This window comes from Serratia ficaria (assembly GCF_900187015.1).
Classification (GTDB): Bacteria; Pseudomonadota; Gammaproteobacteria; order Enterobacterales; family Enterobacteriaceae; genus Serratia; species Serratia ficaria.
Window position 1 is genome coordinate 4,012,358 of the sequence record NZ_LT906479.1, and the last position, 21,995, is coordinate 4,034,352.

Below are 21,995 nucleotides of genomic sequence, written 5' to 3' on the forward strand. Positions count from 1 at the left end.
CTAACGCTGGATCAGCGGTTGAACTTTATTATCGATAGCCTCCCGGGCGCGGAAAATACGCGAGCGTACGGTTCCGACCGGGCAATCCATGATGGCAGCTATCTCTTCGTAGCTTAGACCATCCAACTCCCGCAGGGTAATCGCCATGCGAAGATCCTCTGGGAGAGACTCAATGGTACGGAAAACTATCTGTCTCAGCTCTTCTGACAACATTAAGTTCTCAGGGTTCGAAATTTCTTTCAGCGCGCCCGCACTTTCGTAATTTTCCGCATCGTTGGCATCCACATCACTGGATGGCGGGCGGCGCCCCTGAGCGACCAAATAATTCTTTGCCGTATTCACGGCGATCCGATACAACCAGGTATAAAAAGCGCTATCCCCACGGAATGATTCCAGTGCGCGATAGGCCTTGATAAACGACTCCTGCACCACATCGGGCACGTCGCCCTGCGGCACATAGCGGGAAACGAGGCTCGCAACCTTATGCTGGTAACGAACTACCAGTAAGTTAAACGATTTCTGATCGCCCTTTTGGACCCGCTCTACCAGAACTTGATCCGTTAACTGCTCGCTCATCCGAGGTAAATTCTCCCCAAATCTGTCTCCACGCGTAAAATTGTACTGCCAGCCATACTTTATTTTCCTGAGCAAGCACTCGCTTGGAGTTCATATGGAACCTGAAGTTCCATATCGCCATTGTTTTTTCTGTCGATGTCGTCCCATCCGTGGCTTTTGCCCGGACAATTAGGCTAACATGATTTTCACTCTTCTTCTGCACACATCATACGTTATGCAACCATCATCTGAACATGTTAGCGATGTACTGATTGTCGGCAGCGGCGCCGCGGGCCTGTCACTGGCCCTGCGTCTGGCGCAGCATTGCAAGGTTACCGTACTCAGCAAGGGGCCGCTCAACGAAGGCGCCACCTTTTACGCCCAAGGCGGGATCGCCGCGGTTTTCGATGAAACGGACAGCATTGCCTCACACGTTGATGACACTTTGATTGCCGGAGCCGGCCTGTGCGACCGGGAGGCCGTCGAGTTTATCGCCGGCAACGCGCGCCATTGCGTGCAGTGGCTGATCGATCAGGGCGTGTTGTTCGATACCGAGGTCAATGCCCAGGGCGAACAGCATTATCACCTGACGCGAGAAGGCGGCCACAGCCATCGCCGCATTCTGCACGCCGCCGATGCCACCGGTAAGGAAGTAGAGACTACGCTGGTGGGGAAAGCAAGCGCCCACCCCAATATTTGCGTGATGGAACGCCGCAACGCGGTCGATCTGATCACCTCGAACAAGGTCGGCCTGCCGGGCACCCGCAGGGTGGTCGGCGCCTACGTCTGGAACCGCGAACTGGAGCGGGTGGAGACCTACCGCGCCAAAACGGTGGTGCTGGCCACCGGCGGCGCGGCCAAGGTGTATCAATACACCACCAACCCGGACATCTCTTCCGGCGACGGCATCGCCATGGCCTGGCGCGCCGGCTGCCGGGTCGCCAACCTCGAATTCAACCAGTTCCATCCGACCTGCCTGTTCCATCCGCAGGCGCGCAACTTCCTGCTGACCGAAGCGCTGCGCGGCGAAGGCGCCTGGTTGCTGCGGCCGGACGGCAGCCGCTTCATGCCGGATTTCGATCCGCGCGGCGAACTGGCCCCGCGCGATATCGTCGCCCGCGCCATCGATCACGAAATGAAACGCCTCGGCGCCGACTGCATGTATCTGGACATCAGCCACAAGCCGGCCGAGTTCATTACCCAGCACTTCCCGATGATCCACGAAAAACTGCTGACGCTGGGCTTCGATCTTACCCGGCAGCCGATCCCCATCGTGCCGGCGGCGCACTACACCTGCGGCGGCGTGATGGTCGATCAGCACGGCCGCACCGACCTGGACGGGCTGTACGCCATCGGCGAAGTCAGCTACACCGGCCTGCACGGCGCGAATCGCATGGCGTCGAATTCGCTGCTGGAATGCCTGGTCTACGGCTGGTCGGCGGCGGAGGACATCGTCAAGCGCCTGCCGTTCGTGCAGTTGGCCAAGCCGTTGCCGCACTGGGATGAAAGCCGGGTAGACGATGCGGACGAGCGGGTGGTGATCCAGCACAACTGGCACGAGCTGCGGCTGTTCATGTGGGATTACGTCGGCATCGTGCGCACCACCAAGCGGCTGGAGCGCGCGCTGCGGCGCATCAACACCCTGCAGGCGGAAATCGACGAGTATTACGCCAACTTCCGCATCTCCAACAACCTGCTGGAGCTGCGCAACCTGGTGCAGGTGGCGGAGCTGATCGTGCGCAGCGCCATGGCGCGCAAGGAGAGCCGCGGCCTGCACTATACGCTGGACTACCCGGATCTGCTGCCGCAGGCGCTGCCCACTATCCTGCAACCCTGATAAATGCAGCGCGGGCGCCGACAAGGCGCCCTTTTTATATCAGTGAAACAGATAGAACTCGGTAATCAGCCGGCGGAAACCCTGGGTATAGCCGCCGTCGGCCTGTTTGATCGCCAACCGCTGCTCCTGCAGCTGCGCCGGTTGGCGCGTCAACGCCAGCAGCACCCGGTGCAAAGGAGTGTCGGCGCGATCGCTGACGTTCAGCCTGGCGGCGGTGTGCCAGCCGCTCTGATGCGCCTGGCGTTCAAACGCTGCGCCGATGTCGTAGGGCAGCACCACGCAGAAGGTCCCCTGCGCCGCGATCAGCTGCGCGGCGCAGGCCAGCAGGGCGTCGTGAGTCAGGGTTTCGGTATAGCGCGCATTGTGGCGCGCCCGGTCGCGGCAGGCCACCGCCGGTTCGAAATAAGGCGGGTTGCTGACGATCAGATCATACTGAGCGGCGTGCCGTTCGGCATAATGATGGATATCCTGCGCATGCACCTCAATGCGCTGCGGCCACGGGGATGCCGCCACGTTTTCGCGCGCCTGGGCGGCGGCGGCGGCGTCCAGTTCCACCGCGTCGATGGTCACCGCGTCGCCCGAACGCTGCGCCAGCATCAGCGCGATCAGCCCGCTGCCGCTGCCGATATCCAGCACGCGCCGCGCCTGCGCCAGCGGCGCCCAGGCGCCGAGCAGCACGCCGTCGGTGCCCACTTTCATGGCGCAACGATCGTGAGCGACAAAGAATTGTTTAAAGGTAAAACCGCCGCGACGCGGGGTAAAATTCGCTTTCGATTGATTGCTCACAATGACCACCTGGCTACAAAACTGGCGTAGCATAAGGCAATCTGATTTATGGGAAAAGAGATGCTTTCCGCTTAAATAGGTGAAGAACGCGGCCAACCCGTCTATAATCGGCGCCCCAAGTAGAGGTAGACCATGACAGCAACCAATTTTTCCGAACTCGAACTCGATGAACGCCTGATCCTCGCACTGCGCGATAAAGGCTACGATCGCCCCACCGCTATTCAGGCCGAAGCTATCCCGCCGGCGATGGACGGGCGCGACGTATTAGGTTCGGCTCCGACCGGCACCGGCAAAACCGCCGCATTCTTGCTGCCCGTTTTGCAGCATCTGCTGGATTTCCCACGTAAGAAGTCCGGCCCACCGCGCGTTCTGATCCTTACCCCAACGCGTGAGCTGGCGATGCAGGTGGCCGATCAGGCGCGTGAATTGGCTGCTCATACCTCGTTGGATATCGCCACCATCACCGGCGGCGTGGCTTATATGAACCACGCGGAAGTGTTCAGCGAAAACCAGGACGTGGTGGTCGCCACCACCGGTCGCCTGCTGCAATACATTAAAGAAGAGAACTTCGACTGCCGCGCGGTGGAGACCCTGATCCTCGACGAAGCCGACCGCATGCTCGACATGGGCTTCGCGCAGGACATCGAAACCATCTCCGCCGAAACCCGCTGGCGCAACCAGACGCTGTTGTTCTCCGCCACGCTGGAAGGCGAAGCGATCCGCGAATTCGCCGAGCGCATTCTGAAAGAGCCGGTGGAAGTGGAAGCCGATCCGTCGCGCCGCGAACGCAAGAAAATCCTGCAGTGGTACTACCGCGCCGACGACGTGCAGCACAAAACCGCCCTGCTGGTGCACCTGCTGAAACAGCCGGACGTGCAGAAATCGGTGATCTTCGTGCGCAAGCGCGAGCGCGTGCATGAGCTGGCCACCTGGCTGCGCGAAGCGGGCATCAATACCTGCTATCTCGAAGGCGAAATGGTGCAGGCCAAGCGCAACGAAGCGGTTAAACGCATGATGGACGGCCGGGTCAACGTGCTGGTCGCCACCGACGTCGCCGCCCGCGGTCTGGATATCCTCGATATCACCCACGTATTCAACTTCGACATGCCGCGCACCGCGGACACCTACCTGCACCGCATTGGCCGTACCGGCCGCGCCGGGCGCAAAGGCACCGCCATCTCGCTGGTTGAGGCGCACGACCACCTGCTGCTGGGCAAAGTGGGCCGTTACCTGAACGAACCGCTGAAGCCGCGGGTGATCGACGAGCTGCGGCCGAAAACCAAGGTGCCGAGCGAGAAGAGCAACGGCAAGCCTTCGAAGAAGGTGCTGGCCAAGCGCGCGGAAGACAAGGTGAAGAACAAGGAAAAAGCCAAGGTGAAAGTGCGTCATCGCGATGCCAAAAACGTCGGCAAACGTCGGCAAGCCAAGGCCAAACCGGAAGGCAACGGCGCGGAATAACCCCGGCCCGCATGAAGAAAACCGCCTTTTCAGGCGGTTTTCTTATGGCCGCTTACCGCTGCGCGTAGCGCGTCGCCAGGCGCTGCCCCTTCAGCCAGGCGTCCAGCTCGCGGTAGCCCGCCTTCAGCTCTTCATTCTGCAGATGCGCCGGCGTCTGCGAGAAATAAAACTGGAAGGTCATCCCCTGCCGGTTGCGCGCGCGGGCGTCCGCCCCGGCCTGCAACAGCATCAACGCCAGACGCGGCGCATTGATTTTCGCCGCCAGATGCAATGGCGTATCGCCCAACCGATCGCTCAGGGTGGCGTCCGCCCCCGCCGCCAACAGCAAGCGCAGCTGCTCTTCGCGCCCGGCCAGCACCGCCGCCGCCAACGGCGTAGCGCCGGTGACGGCATTGCGCGCATTCACCGGCGCCCCGGCAGCCAGCAGCATCCGCAGGCATTGCGCATCCCGCAGCGCGGCGGCGGTGTGCAACGCGCCGTTGCCGTCCAGCCCGGCGCCGGCATCGGCCCCGAGCTCAAGCAGCGCCTGCAGGCTCTGCGGCCGCTGCGACAGCATCGCCCATTGCAGCAGCGTGACCTGGCGGTCGCCCCGCTCGCGCAAACGCGCCTGCGTGGCCTGCGCGACAATCTCCGCTACGTCGCCCCGCGCCACCGCCTGGGCCAGCGCCTGATTGATTCGGCCGTCGAACGGCGATACTTCCTGTTTCATCTGTTGCTCCTTAGCCATCATCAGCAAACCGGCGACCGCGATCAGCGCCAGCAGAGCGGCCGCCAGCCCCTGCCGCAGGCGTCGCCGCTCAGGCATTGGCCTGCGCCTCCCACGGTTTTTGCTCCGCCATCGAACTGATGACCTTGTCGATACCGTGCGCCGTCAGGCTGCGATCCACATGCTTGCTCGGCCGCCAGTCGTCGATGCCGCTCAGGGTATCACCGTTGGCCAGCGTGATGTTGTGGCCGATGGCGTCCGGGATCAGCGAGGTCGATTCCTGGGTGCCGGTCAGCATGTCATATTGTTCGCTGTAGCGGCGGATGCCGCCCGCTTCCGCATCCCGCTTGGCGGCGGCGGGATCGATGCCCAGCCGGTTCAGCGTGTAATCGGATACGCCCGCGGCATTAAACGTCACCGCCACGCTGCCGGTCGCCAGCGCCGCCGTGGCCGCCAGGCCACCGCCAAGCGAGTGGCCGGCGATCGCCAGCGCATCGCCAAACGCCGCCTTGGCGCTTTTGGCCACCGCCACCGCCTGATTGTACTGCACATCGTCATAACCGGTCGCCTGGCGCACGTTGCTCAGCCAGTCGCGCCAGTCGTTGGTGCCGGCGAAGGCCAGCACATACTGTTGGTCATCGCTGTAGATACCGGCCTGGAAGCCCGAGGCCGCATCGTGCAGGCTGGCCGGATCGATACCCGCGCCAAGCAACGCGTTGTCGCTCAAACGGCTGAACCCGGCCGCGCCCTGGCCGTTCGGGGAATAAACGTCCTTCGCCAGCAGCGCCAGGGTGTAATCCCCCGGCTGCGATTGCTGCCCGCGGCTCACGCCCTGGCTGGCCGCCGAGATATCGCCGACCAGCGAATCGAACAGGTTGCGTGCGTTCAGGCTGTTCTGTGAAAGCGTGGCCGCCGGCGCTTGTTCCCCTGGCGTTTCAACGGCCGGTGCGGGCCTTGCCGCTTCGGGCTGCGTACGCGCTGCTGCAGGCGGCATTGCCGCCGGGGATACCGCCGAGGTAAAGCTTAAAGACATACTCATGCCGACTCCTTGTCGATAGACTTGATCTACTCAGCAACCAAATGGATGCTGCTGTAGCTATCGGCAGGTCGGAGGAGTTCTGTAATGCGGGGGATTATCTTTGCGCGGAATGTGATCCGGGTTCGATTTTCAATCGTCGGCCACGAAAAAGGGAGCCGAAGCTCCCCTGATTGACTGCGCCGCCGCTTACAGGCTTTCGGTAAAGGTACGGGCGATAACGTCACGCTGCTGCTCTGGCGTCAGCGAATTGAAACGCACCGCATAGCCGGACACGCGAATGGTCAGCTGCGGGTATTTTTCCGGATGCTTCACCGCATCTTCCAGCGTTTCGCGACGCAGCACGTTGACGTTCAGGTGCTGGCCGCCTTCCACGCGTACCGTCGGCTGCATTTCCAGCGGCACTTCGCGGTATTCTATCTGGCCCAGTTCGCTCACCGGCACCACCTGATCTTCCGCATAGTTCGCCTTGGCGCAAACGCAACGGGCCTCTGCTTTTTCGTCATCCAGCAGCCAGAAAGAATTCACCAGCGCCTGGTCCTTCGCTTGGGTAATTTGAATACCGGTAATCATTTTGTTGCCTCCGTACAAGGGCGAAAATTCCACTTCGTGAGAAAACCCAATTCTGGTTTCGGCCATTTGGTAAAACCATTGTTGTCTTGTTGTTCTGTATACCAGCCTGACCGGGTCAATTCTTTGATTAAAATCAATTTTTTCGAGGCAGGCATGATGATGGCCGGGGCAAATTTCTGTTTTATATCAATTTTCCCCTGCAGGGCTGCAGCAATTATTTTTGTAAATTTTCAAAAATAATTGCATATCGCGCACGGCGACAACGTCAAAAGCGGGTTTCGCTGCGCGGAGCGAAACGGTAAGCTATGCCCGATGAATTGCTAACGAAAACAAAGGAGAGCGTTTATGTCCACCTCCCTCACCTGGCATGACGTTATCGGCAAAGAAAAAGAGCAGCCCTATTTTGTTGAAACGCTCGCCTTTGTTGCCGCTGAACGCCAGGCCGGCAAGACCATTTATCCACCGCAGAAAGACGTGTTCAACGCCTTCCGTTTCACCGAGCTGGCGGACGTCAAGGTGGTGATCCTCGGTCAGGATCCTTATCACGGCCCCAATCAGGCCCACGGCCTGTCTTTCTCGGTGCGCCCCGGCGTGCCGGCGCCGCCTTCGCTGGTGAACATGTACAAAGAGCTGGCGACCGACATTCCCGGCTTTGAGCGCCCAAACCACGGCTGCCTGCAAAGCTGGGCCGAACAGGGCGTGCTGCTGCTCAACACGGTGCTGACCGTCGAAGGCGGCCGCGCGCATTCGCACGCCAACCTGGGCTGGGAAACCTTCACCGATAAAGTGATCGCCGCGCTGAATGAGAACCGCGAAGGCGTAGTGTTCCTGCTGTGGGGCTCGCATGCGCAGAAGAAAGGCAACTTTATCGACCGCCAGCGCCATCACGTGCTGAAAGCGCCGCACCCTTCGCCGCTGTCCGCGCACCGCGGCTTCCTCGGCTGCCGCCATTTCTCCCAGGCCAATCAGCTGCTGGAACAGCAGGGGCTGAAGCCGATCGACTGGCTGCCGCAGCTGCCACAGGAATAACACAGACGCAAAAAAGGCACCCTGAGGTGCCTTTCTTTACGATGCTGCCGGGGCGATTAAGCCTTGGCTTTGGAAACCGCGACCATCGCCGGGCGCAGCAGGCGGCCATTCAGCGTATAGCCTTTCTGCATCACCATCATTACGTGGTTCGGTTGGTGATCGGCGGATTCCATCAGGCTCATCGCCTGGTGCACGTCCGGGTTGAACGGCACGTTGACGTCGCCGACGATCTCGATGCCATACTTGCGCACCACGTCCTGCAGGGACTTCAGCGTCAGCTCGATGCCTTCGATCATCGCCGCCAGCTCAGGGTTGTTCTTATCGGCCAGCTCCAGCGCGCGCTCCAGGTTGTCGAGCACCGGCAGCAGATCGCCGGAGAATTTTTCCAGCGCGAACTTGTGCGCTTTCTCGATATCCAGCTCGGTGCGGCGACGGACGTTTTCCATCTCCGCCTTGGCGCGCAGCAGGCTGTCGCGTTCATGTTGCTGAGCTTCAGCCAGTTGAGCTTCCAGCTCGACAATGCGCTCATCACGCAGATCGACGCCCTCCGCCGCTTCCGGCAGCACTTCTCCGTGCTGGGCCTGCTGTTCCATTTCTTCCGAGACTTGCTCGTTTGGCGTCTTCTGTTCTTTACTACTCATGAATATCTCCGCGTTTTAGCATTAATCTCGCAACTTGGCTTATTATGGGGATCAAAACCGGGGTTTCAAGTCAACCGGTCACAATGTGGGGCATAAACTGGCCCCGGTGAGGAAAATCACAACAATGAATAAAAAATTCGCCTGTATCGGCATTGTTGGCCACCCGCGTCACCCTTCAGCGCTGGCAACGCACGAGATGCTGTTTCACTGGTTGGTCGCCCGCGGCTATTCGGTGATGATTGAGCGACAAATCGCCCAGGATCTGGGGCTGAAAGACGCCGTGACCGGCAGCCTGGCGGACATCGGCCAGCGGGCCGACCTGGCGGTGGTGGTCGGCGGCGACGGCAACATGCTCGGCGCCGCGCGCGTGCTGGCGCGTTACGACATCAAGGTGATCGGGGTGAACCGCGGCAACCTCGGCTTCCTTACCGACCTCGATCCCGACAACGCGCTGCAGCAGCTGGCGGACGTGCTGGAAGGCGAATACATCGATGAGCAGCGCTTCCTGCTGGAAACCATCGTGCACAAAGAACACCAGCAATGCCGCATCAGCACCGCCATCAACGAAGTGGTGCTGCACCCCGGCAAAGTGGCGCACATGATCGAATTCGAAGTGTATATCGACGATCGCTTCGCCTTCTCCCAGCGCTCCGACGGCCTGATTATCGCCACCCCGACCGGCTCCACCGCCTATTCGCTCTCCGCCGGCGGGCCGATCCTCACCCCGTCGCTGGAAGCCATCGCGCTGGTGCCGATGTTCCCGCATACCCTTTCCGCCCGCCCGCTGGTGATCAACGGCGACAGCACCATCCGGCTGAAGTTTTCGCATATCGGCAGCGATCTGGAGATCAGCTGCGACAGCCAGATCGCACTGCCGATCCAGGAAGGCGAAGAAGTATTGATACGCCGCAGTGATTTCCACCTGAATCTTATTCACCCGAAGGACTACAGCTATTTCAATACGTTAAGCACCAAGCTGGGCTGGTCAAAAAAATTGTTCTAAAAAGCGCGCCAGCCACTTTACTGTATATAAAACCAGTTTATACTGTATGAAACTACAGTTATGTGTTTATGCACAGGAAGGTTCCCATGCTGGCGCAATTGACCATCAGCAATTTTGCTATCGTTCGTGAGTTGGAAATAGATTTTCAACCGGGTATGACGGCGATTACCGGTGAAACCGGTGCCGGCAAATCCATCGCCATCGACGCGTTGGGGCTGTGCCTCGGCAACCGCGCCGACGGCAACGTGGTGCGCCTGGGGGCCTCCCGCGCCGACATCTGCGCCCGCTTCTCGCTGGCGGACACCCCGTCCGCCCGCGAGTGGCTGGAGCACAACCAGCTCGACGACGGCAGCGAATGCCTGCTGCGCCGCGTGATCAACGCCGACGGCCGCTCCCGCGGCTTTATCAACGGCACCTCGGTGCCCCTGTCGCAGCTGCGCGAGCTGGGCCAGCGCCTGATCCAGATCCACGGTCAACACGCCCACCAGCTGTTGCTCAAGCCGGAGCACCAGAAAACGCTGCTCGACGCCTATGCCGACGAACCCGCTCTGCAGGCGGAGATGCGCCAGGCCTACCACCGCTGGCACCAGAGCTGCCGCGAGCTGGCGCACCATCAGCAGCAGTCCGTCGAACGTGAAGCGCGCAAGCAGCTGCTGCAGTATCAGCTCAAAGAGCTGAACGAATTTGCGCCGCAGGCCGGAGAGTTCGAGCAAATCGACGCCGAATACAAGCGCCAGGCCAACAGCGGCCAGCTGCTGACCCTCAGCCAGCAAACCCTGCAGCTGCTGGCCGACGACGAAGAACACAACATGCTCAGCCAACTCAACAGCGCCAAGCACCTGCTGATTGAGCTGATCGGCATAGACGACAAACTGAACGGCCTGCTGGAGATGCTGGAAGAAGCCTCCATTCAGATCAGCGAAGCCAGCGACGAGCTGCGCCACTACGCCGATCGCATGGATTTGGATCCCAACCGCCTGCAGGAGCTGGAACAGCGCCTGTCGCGCCAGATCAACCTGGCGCGCAAGCACCAGGTGGCGCCGGAAGAGCTGCCGCAGCTGCACCGGCAATTGCTGGATGAGCAGCAGCTGCTGTCGCAGCAGGAAAGCGATCACGAGCACCTGAGCGAAGCGGTCGCCTTGCACCACCAGCAGGCGCTGACGCTGGCGGAACGGCTGCATCAGAAGCGCCGGCAGTACGCGGCCGAGCTGACCCTGCTTATCACCGACAGCATGCAGGCGCTGTCCATGCCGCACGGCAAGTTCAACATCGACGTACGCTTCGAACCGCAGCACCTGAGCGCCGAAGGCGCCAGCCGCACCGAGTTCTGCGTATCCACCAACCCGGGTCAGCCGCTGCAACCGCTGGCGAAGGTGGCGTCCGGCGGTGAGCTGTCGCGCATCGCGCTGGCCATTCAGGTGATCACCGCCCGCAAGATGGAAACGCCGGCGCTGATTTTCGACGAGGTGGACGTGGGCATCAGCGGGCCCACCGCGGCGATTGTCGGCCGCCTGCTGCGCCAGCTTGGCGAATCGACCCAGGTGATGTGCGTGACGCACCTGCCGCAGGTGGCGGGCTGCGGGCACCAGCATCTGTTTGTCAGCAAGCAAACCGACGGCACCGAAACCGAAACGCAGATGGCGCCGCTGGATAAACGCGCCCGCTTGCAAGAATTGGCGCGCCTGCTCGGCGGCAGCGAAGTCACCCGAAACACCCTGGCAAACGCAAAAGAACTGCTTGCCGCATAAAAAAGCTCAACTTTTTCACTTTCCTGAGGTCTGACTTTGGCGCTGTTTACCCGATAGATTTCAAGGTGCGCCAACGCGGCGGCAGAGAGAAGCTAACGCCGCTACAACTTGAAAGATGAAGGGTCTACCCAATAGATTTCAAGCTGTAGCAAGGCGGCAATCGAGAGAATCCTCTGGAGCTTAGTCAACTAAGTGACGGGGGTGAGCGAGAGAAGCCAACGCCGCTACAACTTGAAAGATGAAGGGTATAAAGGTTTCCAACGGCTGCAAGGTCTATTATCATCGGCATCCTATGCCCTAAAGGAATGTGATTACTATGCGCTGTAAAACGCTGACTGCTGCCGCTGTGGTTCTTGTGATGCTGACTGCAGGCTGTTCTACTTTTGAGAAGGTGGTTTATCGGCCTGACATCAATCAGGGGAACTACCTGACGTCGACCGACGTGGCGAAAATTCAAAAAGGTATGACCCAGCAACAGGTCGCTTATACATTGGGTACTCCAATGCTGCAGGATCCGTTCGGTACTCAGACGTGGTTCTATGTGTTCCGCCAGCAACCTGGCCATGAAGATATTACTCAGCAAACCCTGACGTTGACCTTCGACAGCGCGGGCGTGTTGACCGATATTCAGAACAAGCCGGCGCTGACCAAGTAATCGGCGCAGGAACTATCGTCCGGCCCCTGAGGGACGAATCAGGTTCTTCATGACAGTCACAGGCTGCAACTCGGAAGATAAAATTCTGATAAAAAATAAGGCGCTGAATGCGCCTTATTTTTTTGCCTTCTCCGCACGTTGGCGGCGCAGCTCTTTAGGGTCGGCGATCAGCGGGCGATATATCTCCACTCGATCGCCATCGTTCAACAGGTCGCCCAGCTTGGCCGGACGGCTGTAGATCCCCAGTTTGTTGCTTTGCAGATCGATATCCTGACGCAGCTCCAGCAAGCCGGAGGCCTGAATAGCCTGCTCAACGCTGCTGCCTTCCGGCAGTTTGACCTTGCGCAGATATTGGCGTTCCGGCAAGGCGTACACCACCTCGACCTGGATCTCAGACACTGTAAACCTCTTTCGCCCGTTGGGTGAAAGCCTGCACCATGTTGCCCGCCAGCTCTTTGAATACCTTGCCGAACGCCAGCTCAATCAATTTATTGGTGAACTCAAAATCCAGATGCAGCTCAACCTTGCAGGCTTCTTCGCTCAGCGGCGTAAACTGCCAGCCGCCCATCAGCTTGCGGAACGGGCCGTCAACCAGCTGCATGTTGATGCTCTGGTTATCCAGCAGCGTGTTGCGCGTGGTAAAGGTTTTGCTGATACCGGCCTTGGCGACGTCTACCGCGGCGGTCATTTCGTTGTTGGATGCGTTAATCACCCTGCTGCCGGTACAACCAGGCAGAAAATCGGGGTAAGAATGAACATCGTTAACCAACTGATACATCTGCTCGGCGCTGAACGGCACTAACGCAGACCTACTGATCTGGGGCATATCATTTCCTGTAAGACACAAAACGTACAGATAATACCATTTATCTATCGGCAAACAAAAAATCTGCTACGCAGCGGATAGATCAAAAATGCGGAAAATTGCGCAGGTGCTGAACGGGAAAGGATTTCTTTCGCTGACGCATCCAGTATAATGAACGCACTATGACAAAGAAAAAAGCACACAAACCCGGTTCCGCCACCATTGCTCAAAACAAGCGCGCGCGTTTCGAATACTCCATCGAGGAAGAGTTCGAGGCGGGCCTGTCGCTGCAAGGGTGGGAAGTAAAATCGCTGCGTGCCGGCAAAGCCAACCTCAGTGACAGCTACGTGACGTTCCGTGATGGCGAAGCCTATCTGTTTGGCGCCACCATCAGCCCGCTTAACGTAGCCTCGACGCACGTGGTGTGCGATCCGACACGTACCCGCAAACTGCTGCTGAAAAGGCGCGAGCTGGACACGCTGCTCGGCCGCGTCAACCGCGAAGGCTATACCGTTGTCGCCCTGTCCATGTATTGGAAAAATGCCTGGAGCAAGGTGAAAATCGGCGTGGCCAAGGGTAAGAAAGAACACGATAAGCGCGATGACATCAAAGATCGTGAATGGCAGACGGCGAAAGCCCGTATCATGAAGCACGCCAACCGATAAGCCTCTGGCTTAACGAGGTAATCTTCTGGTATACTGCACAAAGTTACTTGGGGCTGATTCTGGATTCGACGGGATTTGCGAAGCCCTAGGAGCATGCCGAGGGGCGGTTGGCCTCGTAAAAAGCCGCAAAAAAATAGTCGCAAACGACGAAAACTACGCCCTAGCAGCTTAATACCCTGCTAAGAGCCCTCTCTCCCTAGCCTCCGCTCTTAGGACGGGGATCAAGAGAGGTCAAACCCAAAAGAGATCGCGTGGATGTCCTGCCTGGGGCTGAAGCGTTAAATCCAATCAGGCTAGTTTGTTAGTGGCGTGTCCATCCGCAGCTGACCGGCGAATGTAAAGATTGGACTAAGCATGTAGTGCCGACGGTGTAGTAATTTCGGACGGGGGTTCAAATCCCCCCAGCTCCACCAAATAGGTCACCGGTGATACCAGATAGATCCGGCGATAATAGCGAAAAAGCCCGCAACTTCGGTTGCGGGCTTTTTTGTGTCTGCGGTTTCTGCCCCGGTGCTCCCGGGCCGCACGGCGTCAGTGATCCAAATACAGATAATGCAGCCAGCTGGTCATGCGCAGCAGCACTTTGCGCATGATGGAGAGGTGTTCGAAGTGCTCGGTGTATACCGCCGTTTGTGCGGTAACGCCGTCGGGCAGCCGATCCAGCTCCGGGTTCGGCGCCAGATCGATCACGGCATAAACCCCCTCCTGAGCCGCACCGGTATTCAGCCCCTGCAATGCGCCGCTGGCCTGATAGCTGCCGCCGGGCACTACCGGCAGCACCCGCGTTACCGCGCCGGTATAAACCTGCCCCGGCAGGCCGTTGAACACCACTTCAGCTTGGTCACCCTGCGCCAAGCGCAGGATCGAGTTTTGACGAAACGCCGCCACAACCTGGCGTTTCTGCTGAGGAATAAAAATCATCACCGGCTTGAAAGGCAGGCGAACCGCCGTGGTGCCAGGCCGCGCCAGCACCTGGGTGACATAACCGTCGCTCGGCGCGCGCACCAGGGTTTGTTCCAGGTTGTAGCCGGCCTCGGCGATCTGCGATTTCAGGCTGGCGATGTGGGCGTCTTCGCCGTTGTAATGGCCGGAAAGCCGTTCCTGCGCCTGTTGATGCTGCGCCCTGGCGGCCTGCAGCGCGGCGGACTGCGCCAAATATTGCTGATGCGCATGGCTGACATCCTGCTCCGAGAAAGGATTCACCGCCATCGCCGCGCCTTTCGCATAGCGCTGGTAATCTTTGCTCGCGCGTTGATATTCGGCGTTCACCCGCTGCACATTAGCCGCGGACTCATCCAGCGTCGCCTGCCGCGCGCGTACGTCCGCCTCTGCGCCGGCAAGATCCGCCTGCAGTTTATTCAGCCTGGCTCGGTAGCGAGTATCGTCGAGACGAAACAGCAGCTCCCCCTGGCGCAGTAACACATTGGTTTTATCCGTTACCTCGACAATCACTCCCGATACCTGGGGCACGATGGGGACGGAAATCGCAATCTTCTGCGCCCGATCGGTATAAGGATGGTTGTAATTCATTGCCAGAATCAGAGCCCCGACAATAAAAATCCCCCCCAGCACCGCGGTGGGCACCGTCCATTTATTAACCGGGATGCGAAACAGTTTGAATATGCCGTAGGTCAGCGCAACGTAGCTGAGAATAATTAATAAGTCCATACCCTTTTCTCAACCTATATTTGGCGTCATGGCGGCGGTTGCAGATTTCCGCTGCAGTTCGGCTTCGAGTTGCTCGATACGCGCCTGCAGCGCGGCGGGTTCGGCGGCTTGCTCCGCCATGCCCCACCCGCGATCGGGCCGGTATAACGTGGCCCAGATCCACAGCAGCGGCCAAATGGCATGCAGCGTAAACAGGCTGACCCAGCCGGCGACATGAATGGCATCCTGATGAGGATGCCGGCGTTTTTTGGCTAACAGGTAAGGAATATCGTGGATAATGATAACGCCGTAAAATAAAATCAAAAATACGGCAATCAACACGCCTAAGGCGAAGTAATTAAGAAACATGTAAAACCCTGGTTATTAGTCGCAGGCAGCTGCATTATGCCTGGTGCGTATTATATTGCTTTATATCGCTGGCAATAATATCGATGGCGTTTTTCACATCGCCCACTGTCAGCTGCGTTTTCTCATTATTGAGGTTTTCGCCGGACGCCTTTCTCACCACCTTGATCACCGGCTGATGGGTTGAAGCATCGATAAACTCCCCTTCCATATACACCGCGCTTTCCATGGTGCGGTGCCCGGTCACGCTCTGGGTTGCGGCGATCAGCAGGGTAATCGGCAGCACTTCGTAAACCTGCAGCCCCTTTTTATGCGTATCGATCGCCGTGATCGCCCCGCGGAAAATCAGCGTGTTCTCGCGCGGCATATCCACCAGGGTGAAATGGGAGCCCATCGCCTGTTTGAACTGCCGATTGGTATAGCTGAGGATATTATCAAGTGCGCGCTGGCTCACCATTTCGCTCGGTTGTGGCCGCGGGAAATAGATCATCGGCTGGTAGACCAGATATTGATAACGCGTAAAATCCGCCTTCGGATCTTTCCAATACAATACGTCTCTGCCTGATGCGGATTCGCCTTTGGTAATATCCTGGTAGTTATTAAGAAATTTGGCGTATTTTTCTTTTTCGGTTACCGCAGACGAGCACGACGCCAGCAGCAACATCGCAGGTAAAACGGCTGCCCTTGTCACTTTCATTGAATTATTTCTCTTTATTTTGCAGTTGATATCAAATAATCAGCCGAAATAATACCCATCAGGCAGGGATAAGTCATATGACAATTATATCAAACAGGTATATCATTTTTGATATGTAAAACCATATTGTCTGCCGTGATGAAACCAAAAGACTTCCGCATCGAAGAGCTCAGGATAGTGCGCGCGATCGCCGAAACGGCCAGCGTCAGTAAGGCGGCGCAGCTGCTGGATATGCCGCAGTCGAACGTGTCGCGCGCCCTCACCGCGCTGGAGCGGCGACTCGGGCTGGAGCTCTTCATCCGCAGCCCGCGCGCGTTGGCATTGACCGAATTTGGCGCGCAGTTTTTGCGCCGCGCCGCCCTGCTGTTGGATGAGCATAGCGACCTGCTGGACATGTCGGGCACCTACAAGCGCAGCCTGAACGGCATGGTCACCCTCGGCGCGCCAATCGGCATCCACTCATTCCTGGCGCATTATCTGCTGCCGCCGCTGCTGCATCAGGCGCCCGAGCTGACCGTCGATTTGCTTACCCGCAATCCGGACGAACGAGAGAAAAAATATGGCGCGGTTTTCGACACTGACTGCGATCTGCTGATCAGCTTCTTCCAGCCGCAAAACGAAAGCCTGATCGCCAGGCCCTTTACCCGCTTTCGCGTCGGGCTGTTCGCCTCACCGGATTACATCGCCCGCACCCCGCTGGCGGAACCGGAGGAGCTGCACCGGCATCGCTGCATTACCCTGCGCATGCTGGGAGGCAGCCGCAACACCTGGAGTTGCTACGATCGGCAGGGGCAGCAGATGCAAATGGCGGTCACCGGAACCAGCATCTGCGACAATATATTGCCGGCCATCGAGCTGGCCAAGCAGGGGCTGGGGATTGTCTACGCGCCCTATTATTCGGTCGCGTCGGCGCTGGAGTCCGGCTCGCTGCTGCCATGCATTGAGCGCGAACGCTGCATCGATATGCAGGCCTACCTCATTTATCCTCAGCGCGGCGTGCTGCCTCATCGGGTCCAGGTGATGATGGACAGCATCATGGCCAACATCAAATTGCATGCGCATCGGCTGGTTTAAGCCGTGGCCTTCGGCGCCTGCCGGATGAAATCGATGAACGCCCGCAGCGGCGAGGGGATAAAGCGTCGATCGGAATAGTAGAGAAACGGGCCGGAAAATTGCGGCCACCAGGCTTCGAGCACCGGCTCCAGTTCGCCGCTGGCCAGGCTGGGCGCTAACCAGTCTTCGAACAAATAGATAATGCCGACGCCGGCTATCGCCGCCGCGACGGCCAGATCGGTCGCGCCGCCGGCCTGCACCATTAACGGTCCATCGGGATATATTTCCAGCGTCTCTCCCCGCCTTTCGAATTCCCAGGGATAAATTTTTCCGCTGGGGAAACGGCCCAGCAGGCAGGCGTGGGTAAGCAGCTCTTGGGGATGGGCGGGTCGCCCGCACCGGGCGAGATAAGCCGGCGATGCCGCCGCGGCAAAGCGCTGCACTCTGGGCCCGATGGGCACCGCAATCATGTCCTTTTCCAGGCGTTCTTCATAACGAATGCCGGCGTCGCAGCCGGCGGCCAATACGTCGACGAAGCTTTCTTCGGTCTGTATTTCCAGTTTGATATCCGGGTAGGCGGCGAGAAATGCCGGTATCAGCGCGGGCAGCGCCAGGCGCGCGACGCTCACCGGCACGTTCAGCCTCAGCGTGCCGGCGGGCTTGTCGCGAAAACCGTTCACCACGTCGAGCGCGCTTCGCACCTCATCCAGCGCCGGCCCCAGCCGCTCCAGCAGGCTATAGCCGGCGGCGGTCGGCGTCACGCTGCGCGTAGTGCGGTTAAACAGCCGAACGCCAAGCTGTTTCTCCAGGCGCCGGATGGCATCGCTCACGCCGGAAGCGCTGCGCCCCAGGGTTCTGGCGCCTTCGCGGAATCCCCCTGCGCGCGCCACGGCCAGAAAGGCGTGCAGATCCTCTAAATCAGTATTCATTGTCCGTCACCCCGTACAACCTGTCCAGCGTCACCCGGCTTATCGCCACCGAAAGCCGCGCCTATCATAGCCCCGTGCAGTTGACCCGTTCACGACCTTCAAAGGAAACAGGCTATGTCCAATCACTCTACGCATCCCACATTCAACCTCGGCGGCCGAAACGTCAAGCGGCTCGGCTACGGCGCCATGCAGCTGGCCGGGCCGGGCGTATTCGGGCCGCCAAAGGATCGGCAGGCGGCGCTGACGGTGCTGCGGGAGGCCGTCGCCTCCGGCGTCAACCATATCGACACCAGCGACTTCTATGGCCCGCACATCACCAACCGGCTGATCCGTCAGGCGCTGGCGCCTTACCCCGAAGATCTGACCCTGGTCACCAAAATCGGCGCCCGTCGGGGAAGCGACGCCTCATGGCTGCCGGCGTTCTCCGCCGCGGAGCTGACCGGCGCGGTGCATGACAACCTGCGCAATCTCGGCCTCGAAAGGCTGGACGTGGTAAACCTCAGGATCATGTTTGATACGCACCGCCCGGCGGAAGGCTCGATAGAGGCTCTGCTGGCGCCGCTCGTGGAATTGCAGCGACAAGGATGGGTGCGGCATATCGGCCTGAGCAATGCGACCCCGGCCCAGGTCGCCGAGGCGCGTGCAATGTGCCGCATCGTTTGCGTGCAGAACCACTACAACCTGATCAATCGCGGCGACGACGATCTGATCGACGATCTGGCCCGCGCCGGGATCGCCTACGTGCCGTTCTTCCCGCTCGGCGGCTTCAGCCCGATTCAATCCCAGGCGCTGTCCGCGATCGCCCTGCGCCTGGGCGCCACGCCGCTGCAAACCGCATTGGCCTGGCTGTATCACCGCTCGCCGAATATTTTGCTGATCCCCGGCACCTCTTCCGTGGCTCATTTGCGGGAAAATCTGGCGGTGCCGACGCTCCCCTGGACGGAAGATATCGGCCGGGCGCTGGACGCCCTTGTCTGATTACGCATATAGGAAACTGCAGCGGAACATTGCTCGCCGTTAATATTCGGCGAATGACCGCCGGCCGGTGAAAAACTTATTTTCTCCGTCTCCTAGCACCATAAAAAGGCAATGCAAAGCGGCCAGTCGTCCAATTTTGGACATTTTCATCCGTGCACTCGGCTTTAAACCATGCGTAATATTGGCTTGAGACAAATATAAGGAGTGCATGATGAGAAATAGAATAAAAGTGCTGATCGCCGGCATGTGTTTATTTTCCGCCAGCTCGGTTTTCGCCGCCGAAGGTCTGCAGAGCGCCAGTCGCCTGGCCGGCGTTCTTGATTTGAGCCAAACGCAGCGCCAGGAAATTCACGTTATTCGCGACAAGGCCCAGCTGCAGCTGGACAGCATCAAAACCGATAAAGACGACCGCGGCGCGATCCTGAAAGTGCTGAAGTCGGGGCAGTGGGATGAACCGACGGTAAAAAAGCGCATTGCAGAAATGGGCATTTACCAGCAGCAGGCCGACTATATCCGCTACCGCTACTTGTTTGACGTGATGCAAACCCTGACGCCAGATCAAAAAGGCAAACTGCAGAAAATAATCAAATAACCCCATCCCCGCCGCCCGGCCGCGCCGCCGCACCCTCGGCGGCGCGGCCGCTCCACGCAATCCGTCGCCAATCCTCTATACTCAGCCGGTGCAATACGCATAAACTGGCGGGCTAACGCGCTGATTAATGGGGAATCAAGGTGACAGACAATCCGCAAGCAACCGGCAATGGCCAGGCTAACGACCACTTCAACGACGCGTTGCAAAAAATTCTGCCGCACAAGCCCCACGACATCATCGCCGACTTGATGGCGGCGCTGCAGCCGGAGGCCAGCGCGATCACCGCCCGGCGCTCACGCCAGTTCAGCGGCAAAAATCCGCAGGTTTACCTGCTGTTGCGCGGCGCGGTTCATCTGCATCGCCAGTCGGACGATCTGCTGATGACCACCATCTACGCGCCGCACATCATCGGCCTGGCCGAGCTGCTGCATCCGGTGGGGAAAACCTACCTGCATCTGGACAAAGACTGCGAGATCCACGCCGTGGCCGGCGCCAAAGTGCTGCAAAAGCTCAACGAGCAGCCGAGGCTGTGGGCCGACGTCGCGCGCATTTTGGCCTATCAGCTGCATTTCGCCAGCCTGCGCGACCTGCACCTGTTGAATAACCATGCCTATGACGCCATCCGCGGCAAGCTGTTGGAGTTGATGAATGCGCCGGCCAGCACCCGCAGCCAATATTCGGCGCTGCGTTATATTCAGGAGCGCACCACGCTGGCACGCAGCACCATATTAAAATGCCTTAGCGACTTGAAGACCGGCGGTTATATCGCCATGGAGAAAGGACATCTCACGCAAGTATTCAACCTGCCGCAAAGATATTAAAAAAATGCCGCTGGTTTCGCCAGCGGCAACGGACACTACTGATATGGTCTTTCTTGCTTTATTCGTGTTCACACACACGCCGACCATAATAAATGCATTGAATTTAAAACCTACCGTTATTCGGTCCGAATTCGGACTCTTCCCGCGCTGATTATTCCGTAAAATACACCGCAATACCTTTCTGCAATTAATCAGCCGCCAGACTGCCTTGCGATATTGTTTGGCCAACGGGATAACCATGAAAAGAAAACCACTATGCTTAACCGGCAGCCTGCTGCTGTGCGGCGGTCTGTTGCTTACCGGCTGCAAGGACCCATCCACCTCCAGCGCGCAGGTTCGGCCGCACCCGGTTGGCGTGGTGACCCTGCGGCCGCAGCCGCTGGCGGTCAAAACCGAGCTGCCGGGGCGCACCAGCGCCTACCGTACCGCGGAAGTGCGACCGCAGGTGAGCGGCATCATCCTCAAACGTCAGTTTGTCGAAGGCAGCGACGTTCAGGCCGGGCAGTCGCTGTACCAGATTGACCCCGCCACCTACCAGGCTGCCTGCGACAGCGCGCAGGGCGAGCTGCAGAAGGCGCTGGCCAACAGCGACATCGCTCGCCTGACGGTGCAGCGCGAACGGCCGCTGCGGGCGAAAAATTACGTCAGTCCGCAAGAGTTCGATACCCGCGTGGCCAAGGCCAGGCAGGCCGAGGCCGAGGTTGCCGCCGCCCGCGCCGCGCTGGAAAGCGCCCGCATCAACCTGCGCTACACCCGGGTGCTGGCGCCGATTGCCGGGCGCATCGGCAAGTCGAGCGTTACCGAAGGGGCGCTGGTCGACGCCGGCCAGGGCAGCGCGCTGGCCACGGTGCAGCAGCTGGATCCGATGTATGTCGACGTCACCCAGTCGAGCGACGACTTTCTCAAGCTGAAGCAGGCCATCGCCTCCGGCGCCATCACCCATCGCGCCGGTAACGTACCGGTCAGCCTGATCCTGGGCAACGGCCAACCCTATCGGCCGGTCGGCACGCTGGAATTCTCCGATGTCACCGTCGATCAAACCACCGGCTCCATCACCCTGCGCGCCATCATCCCCAATCCGCAGCACATCCTGCTGCCCGGCATGTATGTTCGCGCCGAGATTGATCAGGGCGTGCAGCAAAACGCGCTGCTGGTGCCGCAGCAAGGCATCACCCGCAACCCGCGCGGCGAAGCGACGGCGCTGATCGCCGACGCCCACGATAGGGCGCAGCTGCGCCGGGTGACCGCAGCTCAGGCGATTGGCGACAAATGGCGGGTAACCTCGGGGCTGAAGGCCGGCGACCGGGTGATCGTCAGCGGCCTGATGCGCCTGAAACCGGGGATGAAGGTACGGCCGACGGAAGAGACTCCGGCCACCGCCGAAGCCCTGTCCGACGTCTATCACGGTTAAGGGG

Annotated in this window: 24 protein-coding genes and 1 other RNA gene; 13 read left to right on the forward strand and 12 right to left on the reverse strand. The window is 59.4% G+C overall.

The genetic code is table 11. From position 1 onward, the window contains the following. Positions 1-576, reverse strand: a complete 576-nt coding sequence (rpoE, locus tag CKW09_RS18940; RefSeq protein ID WP_004929136.1) for an RNA polymerase sigma factor RpoE — start codon at positions 574-576, stop codon at positions 1-3. Positions 577-790: 214 nt separating this feature from the next. Here rpoE and nadB point away from each other — a divergent pair, with 214 nt between their 5' ends. Beyond that, positions 791-2,392, forward strand: a complete 1,602-nt coding sequence (gene nadB, locus CKW09_RS18945) for an L-aspartate oxidase (RefSeq protein WP_174524348.1) — start codon at positions 791-793, stop codon at positions 2,390-2,392. Positions 2,393-2,431: 39 nt separating this feature from the next. On the opposite strand, the gene trmN is transcribed toward nadB, so the two are convergent. Beyond that, a complete protein-coding gene (trmN, locus tag CKW09_RS18950; RefSeq protein ID WP_095098885.1) occupies positions 2,432-3,211 on the reverse strand; it encodes a tRNA(1)(Val) (adenine(37)-N(6))-methyltransferase TrmN in 780 nt (259 codons plus the stop codon). A gap of 99 nt (positions 3,212-3,310) precedes the next feature. On the opposite strand from trmN, the gene srmB reads away from it, so the two are divergent. Beyond that, a complete protein-coding gene (gene srmB, locus CKW09_RS18955) occupies positions 3,311-4,636 on the forward strand; it encodes an ATP-dependent RNA helicase SrmB (protein ID WP_061796409.1) in 1,326 nt (441 codons plus the stop codon). Between the two features lie 52 nt (positions 4,637-4,688). On the opposite strand, the gene CKW09_RS18960 is transcribed toward srmB, so the two are convergent. From CKW09_RS18960 to grcA, 3 genes are all read right to left on the reverse strand, one after another. Then, positions 4,689-5,441: an ankyrin repeat domain-containing protein gene (locus tag CKW09_RS18960; RefSeq protein ID WP_095098887.1), complete on the reverse strand. Its 753-nt coding sequence runs from the start codon at positions 5,439-5,441 to the stop codon at positions 4,689-4,691. Further along, complete coding sequence (locus tag CKW09_RS18965) at positions 5,434-6,381, reverse strand: DUF2974 domain-containing protein (protein ID WP_095098889.1); 948 nt, start codon at positions 6,379-6,381, stop codon at positions 5,434-5,436. The genes CKW09_RS18960 and CKW09_RS18965 overlap by 8 nt, the downstream gene beginning before the upstream one ends. Before the next feature lie 186 nt (positions 6,382-6,567). Beyond that, positions 6,568-6,951: an autonomous glycyl radical cofactor GrcA gene (gene grcA / locus CKW09_RS18970; RefSeq protein ID WP_095098890.1), complete on the reverse strand. Its 384-nt coding sequence runs from the start codon at positions 6,949-6,951 to the stop codon at positions 6,568-6,570. Positions 6,952-7,296: 345 nt separating this feature from the next. Here grcA and ung point away from each other — a divergent pair, with 345 nt between their 5' ends. Next, complete coding sequence (gene ung, locus CKW09_RS18975) at positions 7,297-7,980, forward strand: uracil-DNA glycosylase (RefSeq protein WP_095098893.1); 684 nt, start codon at positions 7,297-7,299, stop codon at positions 7,978-7,980. 56 nt (positions 7,981-8,036) lie between these two features. Here ung and grpE read toward each other — a convergent pair whose 3' ends face one another. Then, positions 8,037-8,621 (reverse strand): nucleotide exchange factor GrpE, encoded by a 585-nt coding sequence (gene grpE / locus CKW09_RS18980; protein WP_095098896.1) that lies wholly within the window; start codon positions 8,619-8,621, stop codon positions 8,037-8,039. A 124-nt stretch (positions 8,622-8,745) separates the two neighbouring features. Between grpE and nadK the strand changes: the two genes are divergently transcribed. The 3 genes from nadK (at position 8,746) to bamE (ending at position 12,027) form a co-directional block, all read left to right on the forward strand. Continuing rightward, the gene (gene nadK, locus CKW09_RS18985; protein WP_061796401.1) at positions 8,746-9,624 is read left to right on the forward strand and encodes an NAD(+) kinase; all 879 of its coding nucleotides are present in this window, start codon (positions 8,746-8,748) and stop codon (positions 9,622-9,624) included. An 86-nt stretch (positions 9,625-9,710) separates the two neighbouring features. Then, entirely contained in the window at positions 9,711-11,372 is a 1,662-nt protein-coding gene (recN, locus tag CKW09_RS18990; RefSeq protein ID WP_167387256.1) for a DNA repair protein RecN, read from the forward strand. 316 nt (positions 11,373-11,688) lie between these two features. Next, positions 11,689-12,027 (forward strand): outer membrane protein assembly factor BamE, encoded by a 339-nt coding sequence (gene bamE / locus CKW09_RS18995; protein ID WP_004929101.1) that lies wholly within the window; start codon positions 11,689-11,691, stop codon positions 12,025-12,027. 114 nt (positions 12,028-12,141) lie between these two features. Here bamE and CKW09_RS19000 read toward each other — a convergent pair whose 3' ends face one another. Continuing rightward, complete coding sequence (locus tag CKW09_RS19000; RefSeq protein ID WP_061796398.1) at positions 12,142-12,426, reverse strand: RnfH family protein; 285 nt, start codon at positions 12,424-12,426, stop codon at positions 12,142-12,144. Then, positions 12,419-12,853 (reverse strand): type II toxin-antitoxin system RatA family toxin, encoded by a 435-nt coding sequence (locus CKW09_RS19005; protein WP_061796397.1) that lies wholly within the window; start codon positions 12,851-12,853, stop codon positions 12,419-12,421. Before CKW09_RS19005 ends, CKW09_RS19000 begins: the two co-directional genes overlap by 8 nt. Positions 12,854-13,014: 161 nt before the next feature. Here CKW09_RS19005 and smpB point away from each other — a divergent pair, with 161 nt between their 5' ends. Together smpB and ssrA are read left to right on the forward strand one after the other, a co-directional pair. Then, the gene (gene smpB, locus CKW09_RS19010; protein ID WP_061796396.1) at positions 13,015-13,497 is read left to right on the forward strand and encodes an SsrA-binding protein SmpB; all 483 of its coding nucleotides are present in this window, start codon (positions 13,015-13,017) and stop codon (positions 13,495-13,497) included. Positions 13,498-13,546: 49 nt separating this feature from the next. Further along, positions 13,547-13,910: a transfer-messenger RNA gene (gene ssrA, locus CKW09_RS19015) on the forward strand. 118 nt (positions 13,911-14,028) lie between these two features. Here ssrA and CKW09_RS19020 read toward each other — a convergent pair. The 3 genes from CKW09_RS19020 to CKW09_RS19030 are packed head-to-tail and all read right to left on the reverse strand — an operon-like array spanning position 14,029 to position 16,207. Further along, entirely contained in the window at positions 14,029-15,165 is a 1,137-nt protein-coding gene (locus CKW09_RS19020; protein WP_095098901.1) for an HlyD family secretion protein, read from the reverse strand. 9 nt (positions 15,166-15,174) lie between these two features. Next, positions 15,175-15,513, reverse strand: a complete 339-nt coding sequence (locus CKW09_RS19025; protein WP_061800224.1) for a DUF3302 domain-containing protein — start codon at positions 15,511-15,513, stop codon at positions 15,175-15,177. Positions 15,514-15,547: 34 nt separating this feature from the next. After that, the gene (locus tag CKW09_RS19030) at positions 15,548-16,207 is read right to left on the reverse strand and encodes a DUF3313 domain-containing protein (RefSeq protein WP_061800222.1); all 660 of its coding nucleotides are present in this window, start codon (positions 16,205-16,207) and stop codon (positions 15,548-15,550) included. Between the two features lie 138 nt (positions 16,208-16,345). On the opposite strand from CKW09_RS19030, the gene CKW09_RS19035 reads away from it, so the two are divergent. Then, complete coding sequence (locus CKW09_RS19035) at positions 16,346-17,281, forward strand: LysR family transcriptional regulator (RefSeq protein WP_095098904.1); 936 nt, start codon at positions 16,346-16,348, stop codon at positions 17,279-17,281. On the opposite strand, the gene CKW09_RS19040 is transcribed toward CKW09_RS19035, so the two are convergent. Further along, positions 17,278-18,189 (reverse strand): LysR family transcriptional regulator, encoded by a 912-nt coding sequence (locus CKW09_RS19040; protein ID WP_061800220.1) that lies wholly within the window; start codon positions 18,187-18,189, stop codon positions 17,278-17,280. The two genes, CKW09_RS19035 and CKW09_RS19040, sit on opposite strands and share 4 nt — an antisense overlap. 114 nt (positions 18,190-18,303) lie before the next feature. On the opposite strand from CKW09_RS19040, the gene CKW09_RS19045 reads away from it, so the two are divergent. The 4 genes from CKW09_RS19045 to CKW09_RS19060 all read left to right on the forward strand — a co-directional run bounded on the left by CKW09_RS19045 (position 18,304) and on the right by CKW09_RS19060 (position 21,991). After that, positions 18,304-19,167, forward strand: a complete 864-nt coding sequence (locus CKW09_RS19045) for an aldo/keto reductase family oxidoreductase (protein WP_061800218.1) — start codon at positions 18,304-18,306, stop codon at positions 19,165-19,167. Positions 19,168-19,375: 208 nt separating this feature from the next. After that, positions 19,376-19,759, forward strand: coding sequence for a Spy/CpxP family protein refolding chaperone (locus CKW09_RS19050; protein WP_231922091.1), 384 nt, complete (start codon positions 19,376-19,378; stop codon positions 19,757-19,759). A 140-nt stretch (positions 19,760-19,899) separates the two neighbouring features. Beyond that, positions 19,900-20,580 carry a helix-turn-helix domain-containing protein gene (locus CKW09_RS19055; RefSeq protein WP_061800216.1) on the forward strand — a complete coding sequence of 227 codons (681 nt, stop codon included), beginning with the start codon at positions 19,900-19,902 and terminating at the stop codon, positions 20,578-20,580. 238 nt (positions 20,581-20,818) lie between these two features. Further along, the gene (locus CKW09_RS19060; RefSeq protein ID WP_061800215.1) at positions 20,819-21,991 is read left to right on the forward strand and encodes an efflux RND transporter periplasmic adaptor subunit; all 1,173 of its coding nucleotides are present in this window, start codon (positions 20,819-20,821) and stop codon (positions 21,989-21,991) included. Positions 21,992-21,995 lie beyond the last annotated feature (4 nt).

Bases quoted from the DNA above. Each gene is read 5' to 3' on its own strand.
- grpE (WP_095098896.1), bottom strand. From the start codon at position 8,621: ATGAGTAGTAAAGAACAGAAGACGCCAAACGAGCAAGTCTCGGAAGAA.
- CKW09_RS19035 (WP_095098904.1), top strand. From the start codon at position 16,346: ATGAAACCAAAAGACTTCCGCATCGAAGAGCTCAGGATAGTGCGCGCG.
- smpB (WP_061796396.1), top strand. From the start codon at position 13,015: ATGACAAAGAAAAAAGCACACAAACCCGGTTCCGCCACCATTGCTCAA.
- CKW09_RS19030 (WP_061800222.1), bottom strand. From the start codon at position 16,207: ATGAAAGTGACAAGGGCAGCCGTTTTACCTGCGATGTTGCTGCTGGCG.
- srmB (WP_061796409.1), top strand. From the start codon at position 3,311: ATGACAGCAACCAATTTTTCCGAACTCGAACTCGATGAACGCCTGATC.
- CKW09_RS19025 (WP_061800224.1), bottom strand. From the start codon at position 15,513: ATGTTTCTTAATTACTTCGCCTTAGGCGTGTTGATTGCCGTATTTTTG.
- CKW09_RS18960 (WP_095098887.1), bottom strand. From the start codon at position 5,441: ATGCCTGAGCGGCGACGCCTGCGGCAGGGGCTGGCGGCCGCTCTGCTG.
- CKW09_RS18965 (WP_095098889.1), bottom strand. From the start codon at position 6,381: ATGAGTATGTCTTTAAGCTTTACCTCGGCGGTATCCCCGGCGGCAATG.
- rpoE (WP_004929136.1), bottom strand. From the start codon at position 576: ATGAGCGAGCAGTTAACGGATCAAGTTCTGGTAGAGCGGGTCCAAAAG.
- recN (WP_167387256.1), top strand. From the start codon at position 9,711: ATGCTGGCGCAATTGACCATCAGCAATTTTGCTATCGTTCGTGAGTTG.
- CKW09_RS19050 (WP_231922091.1), top strand. From the start codon at position 19,376: ATGATGAGAAATAGAATAAAAGTGCTGATCGCCGGCATGTGTTTATTT.
- ung (WP_095098893.1), top strand. From the start codon at position 7,297: ATGTCCACCTCCCTCACCTGGCATGACGTTATCGGCAAAGAAAAAGAG.
- CKW09_RS19020 (WP_095098901.1), bottom strand. From the start codon at position 15,165: ATGGACTTATTAATTATTCTCAGCTACGTTGCGCTGACCTACGGCATA.
- grcA (WP_095098890.1), bottom strand. From the start codon at position 6,951: ATGATTACCGGTATTCAAATTACCCAAGCGAAGGACCAGGCGCTGGTG.
- CKW09_RS19045 (WP_061800218.1), top strand. From the start codon at position 18,304: ATGTCCAATCACTCTACGCATCCCACATTCAACCTCGGCGGCCGAAAC.
- nadB (WP_174524348.1), top strand. From the start codon at position 791: ATGCAACCATCATCTGAACATGTTAGCGATGTACTGATTGTCGGCAGC.
- nadK (WP_061796401.1), top strand. From the start codon at position 8,746: ATGAATAAAAAATTCGCCTGTATCGGCATTGTTGGCCACCCGCGTCAC.
- CKW09_RS19005 (WP_061796397.1), bottom strand. From the start codon at position 12,853: ATGCCCCAGATCAGTAGGTCTGCGTTAGTGCCGTTCAGCGCCGAGCAG.
- CKW09_RS19060 (WP_061800215.1), top strand. From the start codon at position 20,819: ATGAAAAGAAAACCACTATGCTTAACCGGCAGCCTGCTGCTGTGCGGC.
- trmN (WP_095098885.1), bottom strand. From the start codon at position 3,211: ATGCTACGCCAGTTTTGTAGCCAGGTGGTCATTGTGAGCAATCAATCG.
- CKW09_RS19040 (WP_061800220.1), bottom strand. From the start codon at position 18,189: ATGAATACTGATTTAGAGGATCTGCACGCCTTTCTGGCCGTGGCGCGC.
- bamE (WP_004929101.1), top strand. From the start codon at position 11,689: ATGCGCTGTAAAACGCTGACTGCTGCCGCTGTGGTTCTTGTGATGCTG.